The following is an 11,512-nucleotide window of genomic DNA, read 5'->3' on the forward strand; positions in this document are numbered from 1 at the left end:
GGCCACCCCCGGCCCACACTCCTTCGACGACGCCAAGTTCCCCGCCGCCGTCATCACCGCGGCGACCTCCGACCTATGGGGCATGCCCAGCAGTCCGCCGGGGCCGCGGCGAACATCGTCAATCCATTCCGTTCCAGGCGGTCAAGACCGGCATGGACTACACGAAGGCAGCCATCTGGGGCGGCCTGCCGATCGCCAGCTCCGCGTTCTCCACCAACAACGCGGCAACGGTGGACAGCAACGCCCAGACCACGGTGTACGACGACTACTCGCAGATGCGGGTCTCGATCATGCAGGGTCTCGTCTCGTCCGGCCAGATCAAGGCCCCTGCCGGCCATCCGGAGTGGTCGGGGGGCGCCATCACCTTCAAGAACAAGCAGGACCAGCAGGACTTCGAAGGGTGGTGGACCGGGGCCACGCAGAAGGACCCCGAGCTGGAGAACGTGTTCAAGACCACGATGGGAAGCGCCTACAGCCTGGGGTCCGAGCGGTTCAACTCCAACTAGTTCCGTCGCGTACACGCACAACAAGCGAAGGTGTTTTCGGCATGACCTTGCGTACATCGCTGGCCGCCCTGGTTGCGGTCCTGATCGTGGGAACTGCTGCGGCATGCACCAGCGACAGCGGGGACCATGGGGACCAATGGGCCGCCCCTGGCAAGGGCCAGGCGGCACAGCTGCTGGACTTCTCGGACGGAGGGCGCGATGCCAAGGTCAAATACGTCGCCTTCTACGGCTTCAGTGGGCCGTCGCGGGGCATGACCACCGGCCCTGACGGCAGTACCTACGCTCTCGGCGGGAAACTGGTCCGGCTCAAGCGTGATCGCACCTTGTCGGTACGGCTCAACAGAGGCGGCTGGGCCTCGGCCTGGGGCATCGCCGCGCTGGCTGACAACTCTCTGGTCTTCGGCCGCAACGGCCGCGTGAACAAGATCAGCCCTCAGGGCGAGGAGACGGTGCTGGCCGGTGCGTCGGGGCAGGACCGAACCGCGGGCCACCCCCTTCCGAGATCGGCGCCCGCGACCGCTGTCCACTTCACCGCGAACGCGAGCCCGTTCGGGGTCCGCCCCGACGGCAGCATCCTGATCGCCGACGGGGACGCCCTGTGGGCGCTGAAGGACGGGACGGTGAGGCGTCTGTACCAGGTCACGGCGAAGTCGTCGGATGGCCTCCCCTTGCTGTTGGCTCAGAACAATGCCATGGACAGTACGGGAACTGCCTACCTGTCACCGGAGAGGGAGGGCACCGATGTCGACGGGACACTCGGCGACGTGGTGCTGATCCGCCCGGACGGACGGCTCGGCAAGCCGCTCCTGCCGGCGAAGATCAGCGGTTTGCCCGGGGCACCCGCCACCTATCGAGTCCGATGGCTGACAGGTGACGGAGATGACGGAATCTTCGTCCACGTGTACGACCAGTCGGGCAACAACGGGGCCATCGTGCACCTTCACTCCGGCAAGGCCGAATTGGTCGCCCACGAGAAGGCGGGTGCCGCGTCGAGCAAGCCTTGCTCGATCACTCGCCCGGTGGACGCACTTCGTCTGCCCTGTGGGATTCCCGAAGCGATGACCTACCGTTCCGGCAGCCTCATCGCCGGCGGGTTGGCGAACTACGTACTGCAGATTCGCGTCGCATAGACGTCCACGGATTTGAAGGCATGCGGACATCCAAATCGGCATCAAGTAACGGGGGTTATCGGTGGGCATACCTGACGAAGACAAGCTCGGCTATATCTGCCGACAGGACATGAACAAGATCGAGGCATCCGTCTCGAACATCCGCTCCGCCATCAAGGCCGTCAACAACCTCATCGGCTGCGAGACCTGGGTCGGCTCCGCCGCCGACAAATGGGGCAATGACTTCCAGGGCCGCATGGGGGCCCTGGGCACGCTGTTCGACTCCTATCCCCCCGAGGAGCAGCGTCTGATCACCAAGGCCCAGAAGGACCAGGCGGACATGGACCGCAAGCGGACCGGCGGGGGAGCGTAGGGTCGGCTAGTCCCGGCACGGGCCGTCGACGACGGAGCCGGTGCCGTCCGCCGTGTCCGGGATGGTGGCGCAGACCTTCTTGCCGCTGTCCGAGTCGGACACGGTCACGTGCCCGCTCGTGTCGAAGGTGTCCGCCACCTGCGTTTCGTACACGCCGTCGGAGGTCGTCACCGACGGGTCCACCGTGGCGTCGCGCGGCGAGGTGCTGCACGGCGACGGAACGTACGTGGCCGCGCCGCGCCCCGGTTCGCTCGGATAGAAGAAGGTCGGTTGCGGGGAGGCGGGGTCGCAGCTGCGGGCCGAGTCCAGTGCCTCGTCGATGATCTGGCGACCGGCCGCGTGGAGTCCGTCGCTCGTCTTCCGGCCCTCGAACGCCTCGCCCAGCAGCACGAACCCGCCCACGGCGCACAGGGCCATGCCGAGCCCGAACAGCCAGTTGGTCAGGCGCTTGGCATCAGGGTCCCGGCGTGACAGCGCTGCCGCCACGCCGGCCGTCAGGACGATCACCCCGCCGGCCCCGAGCAGGGCCCAGGCCGGCCCGGTCGAGATGGGTCCTGTGTGCACGTTGGGTGGCAACGGCTGAGCGATCAGCATGCACACCGCCCCCGTTCGATTGGTAGTCCGTCACTCTGGCAAGTCGAGCTGCTTCCGGTCCCTGCCGCGCTCTCAGTCGTCGATCACGGCCTGGACCTGCGTGACCGCGCCCCCCTGGATCAGCACCCCCCGACCCGCAGGGCCGGCCGAGGACGTGCGGGGCAGGCGGACGCCGAAGAGCTGCTCGCCGGCGTCCGCGGTGGGCGCCAGGAGCAGGCCGTGGCGATTGCGGCGGGCCTCGACGACGAAGCCGCGGTACTGGGAGCCGAGCGACTCGGCCGAACCCGCCGCGACGACGGCGTGGTCACCGTCGAGCCCGCTGCGCACGACCTCTTCCAGTGCCGAGTCCAGGGGGGTGTCGTAGAGGAGTTCCGCGTCGTCCGCGAGGACCGCGTACCGGCCGCCCTGTGCCTTGGCCAGGAGGTCGGTGAGGTCCTGCTGGGAGGCGTCGCCGGGGAGGACGCCGAGGACGCCGGCCTCTCCTTCCAGTTCCTTCAGCGGGGAGCGCTTCGGGGTGATCAGCACCACGGGCAGGCCTGCCCGCGTCATCGAGCGTGTCATCGCGATCAGCGTGCTCGACCGGCCCGACTTCGGCGGGCCGGCGACGACGAAGCCCGGTCCGGCATCGGACAGGTCGGCGCCGAGCGGGGCGAGTTCGTCGCCGCCGACGCCGACGAGGGCCCACAGGTCCGAGGCGGGAGCGAACTCGGGGTCCAGGGCGAGGGCTTCGCGGACCGAGCAACGTACGGGCAGGGCGTCCACGCGCATCGGGCGGAGCGGGCGTGGGGGGCGGGGATGGAGCCGAGTGGCCTGCGTCGCGATCCCCTGCAGCGCCTCCACCTGGGCCTTGCCCGCGGGGTCGGCGGCGAGCAGGGCGAGCTGGCACTCCTGCACGCCGTCGTCGGTCAGGCGCAGGGCGCGCCCGGGCGGCATGTCCTTGGGCACGGAACGCGGGTTGATGCCGACCATGCCGTAGTCGTTGGGGTCGGTGAGCCGCAGGATCAGCCGTTCGCCGAAGGAGGTGGTCATGGCGCCGGACATGCCGGTGCGGTCCGTGGTCATCACCACGCGCAGGCCGACCGCCGGGCCCTCGCGGAACAGCCGGGTGATGGCCTCGATCAGCTTGCCGTAGTCGTAGCCCTCGAAGGTGGAGACGTAGCTCTCCCAGCCGTCGAGGAGCAGCACCATGTACGGCAGCCGGTCCTCGCCCTGGGCCGATGCCCGCTGCTCCGCCACGCTGGAGACGCCGAGATGGGCCAGGAGCTGCTGGCGCCGGGTGATCTCGGCCTGGAGGCGGCCCAGCAGGCGGACGAGGCGCTCGGTCTCGTCGCGGGTGATGATGGCGCCGCAGTGCGGCAGCCGGGTCAACGGCAGCAGGATGTTGGCGCCGCAGTCGATGCCGTAGAGGTGGACGTCGGCGGGGCTCGTGGTCGTGGCCAGGGAGGCCGCGATGGTGCGCAGCGCGGTGGAGCGGCCGGAGCGGGGGCCGCCGATGATCAGCAGGTGCTCGCCGTCCACCAGGTCCAGGCTGAGCGGGGAGCGGGCCTGCCGGGCCGGGACGTCGATGACGCCGAAGACCGCCGGGGCCACGTCGCCGTGTGCGGGGCGTGTCTCCTGGTGCAGGTCGGCGATCGTGACGTGTTCGGGCAGCGGGGGCAGCCACGGGCTGTGCGGCTCGCCGAAGCCCATGCGCTGCGAGCCCTCGGCGATGGCGTCGACCAGCACCGCGAGGTCCGTGACCATGGTGCCGTCGTCCCCGTCGTCGGCCCGCCGGGGCAGCGGACGGCCGACGGATGCCCAGGGCAGCGGGAGGAGACCGACGCTCGGCGCCGACGACGCACCGGGGCGCCGGCCACCGATGCGCGCAGACTGGACGGCCACCAGCGCGCTCGCACCGGACCGAACGTACATCCGGCCCGGAGTGGACTTCGAGATGCTCCCGGCGTCCGGGGCGTCGATGACGTCCGCGGATTCGTCCCGGTTCGTCACGCGCAGCGCGATGCGCAGGTTGGTGTTGGCACGGATGTCCTGGCTGACGACGCCCGCGGGGCGCTGCGTGGCGAGGATGAGGTGGACGCCCAGGGAGCGGCCACGGCGGGCGATGTCGACGAGGCCTGCGACGAAGTCGGGCAGTTCGGCCACCAGCGAGGCGAACTCGTCGATGATGATGACCAGACGGGGCATCGGCTCCAGCTCGGGCCGCAGCCGGCGGGTGTCGGCGTAGTCCTCGATGTCCTTCGCGCCCGCGTCCAGGAGGATCTCCTCGCGGCGCCGCAGTTCGGCGGCGAGCGAGGCCAGGGCGCGCTCCGTCAGATGCGCGTCGAGGTCGCTGACCATGCCGACGGTGTGCGGCAGCCGGGAGCAGTCCTGGAACGCGGCGCCGCCCTTGTAGTCGATCAGGACGAAGTTCAGGGCGTCGGGCCGGTTGTGGACGGCCAGTGAGGTGATGAGTGTCTGCAGCAGCTCGGACTTGCCGGCGCCGGTGGTGCCGGCGACGAGCCCGTGCGGTCCGTCCAGCCGGAGGTCGAGGAAGAAGGTTCCCTCGGCGCCGACGCCGACCGGGAAGCGGGTCGTGGTCCCCCCGGACCGCCAGATCCGCTCGATGTCGGTGCCCGTCGGATCGGGCATCTGCAGCAGGTTCAACAGGCGGGCCGCCGACGGCAGCGCGCTGTCCGCGTCGTCGCGGCTGACGTCGCGCACCGGCGCCAGCGACCGCGCCAGCAACTCGCACCAGGCGTGGGGCACCTGGTCGGCCAGCACCTCGCCCAGGGCGTCCAGTCCCGCGCCACGCAGCACCACGCTGTCCACCGAGCCCATCGGCCAGCAGATCGCCGCCCGGCATTCCTCGGGCAGCAGCCGCTCGTCCTCGTCGACGCACAGTGCGAACATCCCGTGCAGCGGACCCTCCTGGAGGAGCTGCGGGACGCCGGGCACGCGGCGCAGCAGCCGCGCACCGTCGAGGACGATCAGTACGTAGGGGTCGGGCCGCAGCCGGCCCGTCGCGCCGGCCGCGGACGCTTCCTTGCGGCGGTTCAGTTCGTTGAGCAGCTCGGTGACACGCTTGCCGATGGTCTCGGCGTCCGAGCCGACGAGGGCGACGCAGTCCTGGCCGATCTGCGGGGCGGCGTGCGGCAGCCAGTGCACCCAGTCCCACGCGGCGTCGGCGTCCGGGGTCGAGGAGAGCACGACCAGGGACAGATCGCGTGGGCTGTGCAGGACGGCGGCCTGGGCGGCGAACCAGCGGGCGCCCGCCAAGGTCTGGGGCCGGGCGCCGGCCAGGCCGACCACACCCAGCTCCGTGAACGGCAGCGGTACCGGAACATCCTGGACGAGCGGTGGCTCGGGGGGGCCGTCGTCCGTTCCCCGTCCGGGGCCGGCGACGAGTTCGATGTTGGCCGGGAGATCCGTCACGCCGACGCGCAGGACGAGGGCGTCCGGGTCGGTGAGCCTGCGCTCCCACAGGCGGCGCCGCGGTCCCGTCGCGAACAGCAGGAGGGAGGCGGCGTCAGGGTAGGCGCTGCGCCGCGCCCGCTTGTCGGCGGCGGTGAGGTTCGCCAACTCCTCTTCGTACTTGGCTTTCTGCGCCTTGTACTCCTTGGCCGATGTGCGGTTCTTCTTCTTGCCCTCACGGTTCTGACTGAGCCATTCGCCCGCCATCATCACCGGACTCATCAGGCAGAACAGCAGCGTGTACACCTGCTTGGTCATGAGGTACATGACCACGCCGAAGATCAACGGTGTGACGGAGGCGATCAGTTGGAAGCGGTGGCGCTCGGCCTTGCGGGGCGGATCGGGAACCACCAGCCGGGCCCGCGGCGGCAACGAGGTCAGCCTGGGCGGACGGTTGTAGGCGAGCCCGCCCTCTCCCATCGGCGCCAGGTGCGCGTCGGGTTCCACCGGGTCGTCGAGGACCAGCAGGGAACCGCCGCAGCGGACGAGCGCGCCCAGCGGCCACTCGCGTTCACCGGTGACGGGCTCGCCGTCGAGGAGTACCTCCGTGCCGACCTGCCCCGGAGTCAGGGTGACACGGCCGTCGACGGCGACGCTCACGCGCAGCGCCTCATGCGGCAGAAGAGGATCGGCGATGGATATGGTGCAGGTCTGCGCCGAACCGATCACCGTCACGCCCGCGGCCAGGCGGGCGACCCGGCCGGCGCCGGGCCCTGCGGTGACACGCAGTTCGTAGCGTCCCGACGGCTCGCCCGCCCGCAGGAAAGGACCCACGCTGTCGTCGACGGATATCCGCATGCCGTCGCGGAGTATGTCGCTCGCGCGCGCGTCGGATTCGCAGTGCCGCCCGTCGGCCCACAGGCCGGGCGTGGTGGGTGCCACCGTGCCATCGAGCCGCGGGTCGTACGGGATCCGCGCCAACCCGGCGCCGACGGCGGTGGGGGGAGCCGCCGTCGGCGCCAACGCCTTGGCCACCTCGGCGACGCTCGCGTCCTCACCGAAGTCAAGAATGACGTCCTGTGGATCCATGCCCTGCCGGACCACCGTGACGGACACCCGCATTGACCGTGTTCCTTCCTGGGGACCCGTGGCACTGCCACGTTGACATGCCCGCACAGGCTATCCGGCTCAGCCGGGGGTCGCCTCGCGGGCCGGCGGCCTTCGAGGGCCGGCACACGAGCCAAATCTCCTTGACCGTCACAGCGTTGTCACATGGATCGGGGCGCGCCCCGCTCTCAGCTCGGGAGTCGGGATGGGAGGTCGCATTTCGCGCCCCTGTGGGCTTGACGGGCCAAGGAGGTAGATGTTGTCGGCGCTGATATTTCCGCGCTTCTCAGCTATTGGCGCTGTTGAAGCCCTTGCCTGCCTCGTCCCCGGCCCTGAATGCGGCCGCTTCGTCGCGGTGGCGGCTTTGACGGTGCGTCGCTCTTGTCGGCCTGGAGACCAATCGGTCTGTCAGCGGTTGACGGCTTGGATTTCCTGGACCGTGATGTCCTGGGTGGTGCCGAAGGTGCCGTTGGGGAGGTCGCCGCCGGCGCCGCCGGTGCCGGTCCAGCTGATTTTCCAGGTGATGGTGGCCTGGAGCTTGAAGGTGCCATTGCCCGAGGAGCGGAGGTACTTCAGGCCGCAGGGCGGAGTCTCGTCGGACTTGCCCTTGGCGTAGGGCTCGCCGATGGAGCCGTCGGCTTTGATGGCGCACTCGCCGGAGGCGGGGAAGGTCTCGGCATCCGGCGTGCCGGGTTCGAGTTTGAGGGAGACGGGCTTCGCGGTGGTCGTGGCCTGGATGTTGAAACCGGGGGCGTTGATGGCCGCCGTGGCCTGGACCTCGTTGAAGACGGCCTTGTCGAGCCAGGCCCATGTCGGCAGGTTCACCTTGGTGGTGGCCTCGGGCGCGAGGGTCACCTTGGTGTCGGGCAGTTGCATGTGCTGGTACGCGAGGGCGGCGAGGATCTCCGGAGTGACGGCCTCTTCGTACCGGGCCGGTGGGGCTTCGCCGTTGTCGACCCAGAAGGGGAGGTCGTTGCACGAGCTCCGCTTGAGTACGTCGGGTTCGTCGGGATTCTCGACAGCGGCCCAGAACATCCCCTCGCCGTCCTTCTCGACGTTGTAGTCCTTGTAGCCGGGGGTGTCGGTCCAGCCGTACTCGTCCTCGTAGTGGCGCTGCATCTCGCCGATCGCCGTGCCTGCGGTGCCACCCATGCCGGGCGTGTTCTTGGCGCTCTCGATCTGCTCGGACATCTTCTTCTTGAAGTCCTTGGCGCCGAGGTAGGGGGCGTACCAGCAGGGCGGGGGTGTCCAGTTGACGTCGGAGGACGTGACGTTGCCGGTGCCGCCGTCCTTGGCGACGGCGCCGGAGTACTGGATCTTGGCGGCGGCGTAGATGCCGGTCGAGTCCCCGCCGCCCGACTGCTCTGTGTCGGCGCCCTTGTCCTTGCCCGTCGGCCCTGCCGCGTAGGCCGGTTCCGCGAGGACGAGGCTGAGGGCCAGAGTCAGGGCCCCGGCGCCGAGCAGTATGCGTCGCGATTCGCTCACTGGCACTTCGCCGCCTTGGTCTGGACGTACACCTTGGACGCCTGCCACAGGTCATCGGCTGTGGGGAGCTTGACCATGACGATCTTGAAGTAGTCGAAGTCCGCGAGACTGGGCTTGGTCTTCAGGACCTTCCCCGTCTTGATCTCCTTGCCATAGAACTTGGTTGAGTCCACACAGAACGCCACCTCCACAGCCTGGTCGTTCGTGGTGGACCGGGTGCTGACGTCGTAGTGGCGCTCCGTGCCGGTCGCCGTCCAGCCGCCCTTGATCCAGTCGTTGATCTGCACCTGCGCGTAGTGGAGCCCGTCACCGGTGGCGTATGCGGTCAGGGCCGCGTCCTTGGTCGTGCGCTTGTCGATGCCCCGGTAGATGGCGCGGAGAAAGTTTGCAGCATCCTCCATTGCCGCCGCCTCGTTTTTGTCCTTCGGCTTGTCCCAGTCGAAGACCATGGTCAGGTCCATGTCCTTGGGCAGGGACACGTCCACGCCGTCCGGCTTGTCCTCTGCCGGCGCTCCCGAAGCGGATGCCGAAGCCGACGGCTTCTTCGTTCCCTGGTCGGCGCCGGCGATCTTGTCGTTGTCGCTGGCTTTGTCGCCACCGCTTCCGCAGGCGGTCAACAGCAGTGCTGCCGTTGCCGCCAGCGCGGCAGCAACGGGCAAAGTACGGCGCTTCACAGTGAACTCCCCGTGAGAAAAAAGACCGTTCAAGAAAGCCGACGGTATCGGGGAGGTTCCCTGTTTCGCCAGAGCGAACTTCCCTGTGAATGGTGATAATTCTGGGCGCATGGGGTGCTCGGGGGTGTGACCTGTGTCCTGATCGTGCCCGAACGGACATCGACCTCAGACGCGTTGATGTGCTGTGTCCGGGCCGCTGTGATGTGTGAGTTCCGTTCCGCTATCGCGGTGCCTTGCCTCTCGGGCAGTCGCACGGCGGGTATGCCGATGTGCACGGTACGGGTTCGGCGCGTCCGGCGACCAGGATCTCGCGCTTGCCGCGGTCCCCGGTCACCTCGCCCTGCGCGCCGACCTTGTAGGCGCACGGGCCGAGGGGGGAGCGGCGGTGGGTGGAGCCGATGAACTCCTTCGACGCGTCGTGGTTACGACCGTAGCCCGCTCCCCGCGTTCCGCGTGGCCTACCCGTGGGTGCCTTCGGGGTCCTCCGCATCGTCCGGTACGACCAGGCGCATGCCCCGGGACTCGTCGACGCGTAGGGCGTCGGTGAGGCACTCGGCGAGACGGATGCCGACACACGGCGACATCGGGTCGTCCAGCACCCGGCGGGGGCGGTCGAGTACATCGGTGCCGGTGGCGAGTTGGGCGGTCTCCAGGTCGTCGGCGAGGTAGGAGAGGTGGCTCGCCGTGACCGTCGCGAAGGCCACCCGGTCGCGCGTGACGAGGTTCTCGCCCTCGGGAGGTTTCCAGTGATGCCGGTACGACGGCTCGATCACGTGCTGGCATCCTCACGGTCATTCACGGTGGCGAACCACTCACCCGGCGGGGTGATCCTGTTCAGTCCGTGCCCGTGGTAACCCCCGCAGTGCCTACGGCAGTTCCGACAGCCGACGCCCCGGCCGCTCGGGCCACGCCAGGCGACGATCACGGCACGTGTCGGCCAACCCGACGTGAGCAATTCGTGCAGGCCTCATGGGTGCGCGGTGACGGTCGCGGGCGCGGACCGTGCGCGAGCGGGGCGTTCTGGATTCGCCCGCGCACAGTTCGGCTTGCCTTCGCGTCCCCCGTACTCCCAACTGTCGCACGGGTCTCTGCAGTTGCAGATCGCAACGACGATTTCAGTGAGGTCAAGGTGTCCGGGCGTGCCTTGAGGGGCTTATGTGCGGCTGATACGGTGCGATCGCTTGACACTCGCCCCGCTGCCGAGTAATCGACCGAGTCGGGGTGGTTGGTGCGGAGTGTCCGCTTTCACGTTGTTGACAAGCGTTGACAGAGTTTCAGAGTTCTTGACAGACAGAGTCTTGGGTTACGGGGAGCGGTTGCGTGAAGATCCAAGAGCGTACGGGGGCGGGCGCCGGTCGTTCCGCCGCTCCGGCTCAGCCGTCGGTCGGTGACCGGCTTCCCACTCCGCCTCGCGAGCGCAAACCGGCACTCGCCGCGCTCGCCGTGCTGCTCATCCTGCTCGGTGCGCTCGGCGCCACGACGCTCGTCCTGCGCGCCGGTGACCGGATCGAGGTCGTCAAGGTGACGAAGGAGATCGAGGCCGGAGAGTCCGTCAAGGACAGCGATGTGACGTCCGTGATGGTCGCCGCCGACGACAGCATCAATTACGTCAAGTGGTCCCAGCTGGGCACCCTGAAGACCCTCAAGGCCAAGTCCACGATCTACCCGGACACGGTCGTCATGGGGCAGATGTTCGCCGAGGGCAGCAGCCTTCCGACCGGCAAGGCCGCCGTGGGTGTCGCCCTCAAGGAGGGCCAGTACCCGGCCGACATCAAGTCCGGTGACGTCGTCGCCGTCTACAACGTCGACACCAGCAGCTCCAGCAAGACCGGGTCCTCCGCCACCGCCACCTCCGGCGGGGCCGCCATCGTCGAGAACGCCAAGGTCAGCAAGGTCAACGACGACAGCGACGCCACCGTGAGCACCGGCAACCTCTCGGTCACCCTGCTCGTCGACCAGGCCGACGCCCCCGCCGTGGCGCGCGCCGCGTCCGCCGGTGCGGTCGCCATCGTGCACGTTCCCGGCACCGGCAACTAGAAGGCGGCTCCCACCCCATGGCCCTCATCGCCCTCGCCGCCGACAAGGGTTCCCCCGGCGTCACCACCGCGGCCGTCGCCCTCGCGGCGGTCTGGCCGCGCCGCGTCCTGCTCGCCGAGACCGACCCGGCGGGGGGGGGGCGGGGGGTGGGGTGCGCCCCCCCCCCCGGGGCGTTTAAACAAAATAAGCTGGCCCCGACCAAGAGAGTTTTTTATAGGGTGGGTGGGGGGGGGGGTG

General features: G+C 69.2%; 9 protein-coding genes. 4 read left to right on the forward strand and 5 right to left on the reverse strand.

Features of this window, described 5'->3' with window-relative positions; translation table 11 throughout:
• Positions 1 to 152: 152 nt before the first annotated feature.
• The 3 genes from ACFW2E_RS29030 (at position 153) to ACFW2E_RS29040 (ending at position 1,988) form a co-directional block, all read left to right on the forward strand.
• Entirely contained in the window at positions 153 to 506 is a 354-nt protein-coding gene (locus ACFW2E_RS29030) for a hypothetical protein (protein WP_384470028.1), read from the forward strand.
• Between the two features lie 41 nt (positions 507 to 547).
• A complete protein-coding gene (locus tag ACFW2E_RS29035; protein WP_384470029.1) occupies positions 548 to 1,636 on the forward strand; it encodes a hypothetical protein in 1,089 nt (362 codons plus the stop codon).
• 109 nt (positions 1,637 to 1,745) lie between these two features.
• Complete coding sequence (locus ACFW2E_RS29040; protein ID WP_384470030.1) at positions 1,746 to 1,988, forward strand: hypothetical protein; 243 nt, start codon at positions 1,746 to 1,748, stop codon at positions 1,986 to 1,988.
• Between the two features lie 6 nt (positions 1,989 to 1,994).
• Here the strand turns inward: ACFW2E_RS29040 and ACFW2E_RS29045 are convergent, their stop codons facing one another.
• The 5 genes from ACFW2E_RS29045 to ACFW2E_RS29065 form a co-directional block, all read right to left on the reverse strand.
• A complete protein-coding gene (locus tag ACFW2E_RS29045) occupies positions 1,995 to 2,552 on the reverse strand; it encodes a hypothetical protein (RefSeq protein ID WP_384470031.1) in 558 nt (185 codons plus the stop codon).
• A 102-nt stretch (positions 2,553 to 2,654) separates the two neighbouring features.
• Positions 2,655 to 7,094 carry an FtsK/SpoIIIE domain-containing protein gene (locus ACFW2E_RS29050; protein ID WP_384470032.1) on the reverse strand — a complete coding sequence of 1,480 codons (4,440 nt, stop codon included), beginning with the start codon at positions 7,092 to 7,094 and terminating at the stop codon, positions 2,655 to 2,657.
• Positions 7,095 to 7,487: 393 nt separating this feature from the next.
• A complete protein-coding gene (locus ACFW2E_RS29055) occupies positions 7,488 to 8,570 on the reverse strand; it encodes a hypothetical protein (protein ID WP_384470033.1) in 1,083 nt (360 codons plus the stop codon).
• On the reverse strand, positions 8,561 to 9,238 hold the full coding sequence (locus ACFW2E_RS29060) for a hypothetical protein (RefSeq protein WP_384470034.1): 678 nt from the start codon (positions 9,236 to 9,238) through the stop codon (positions 8,561 to 8,563). Before ACFW2E_RS29060 ends, ACFW2E_RS29055 begins: the two co-directional genes overlap by 10 nt.
• A gap of 458 nt (positions 9,239 to 9,696) precedes the next feature.
• On the reverse strand, positions 9,697 to 10,011 hold the full coding sequence (locus tag ACFW2E_RS29065) for a hypothetical protein (protein WP_384470035.1): 315 nt from the start codon (positions 10,009 to 10,011) through the stop codon (positions 9,697 to 9,699).
• Between the two features lie 547 nt (positions 10,012 to 10,558).
• Here ACFW2E_RS29065 and ACFW2E_RS29070 point away from each other — a divergent pair.
• Entirely contained in the window at positions 10,559 to 11,275 is a 717-nt protein-coding gene (locus ACFW2E_RS29070) for a hypothetical protein (protein WP_384470036.1), read from the forward strand.
• Positions 11,276 to 11,512 lie beyond the last annotated feature (237 nt).

The organism is Streptomyces sp. NPDC058964, from assembly GCF_042741275.1.
Classification (GTDB): domain Bacteria; phylum Actinomycetota; class Actinomycetes; order Streptomycetales; family Streptomycetaceae; genus Streptomyces.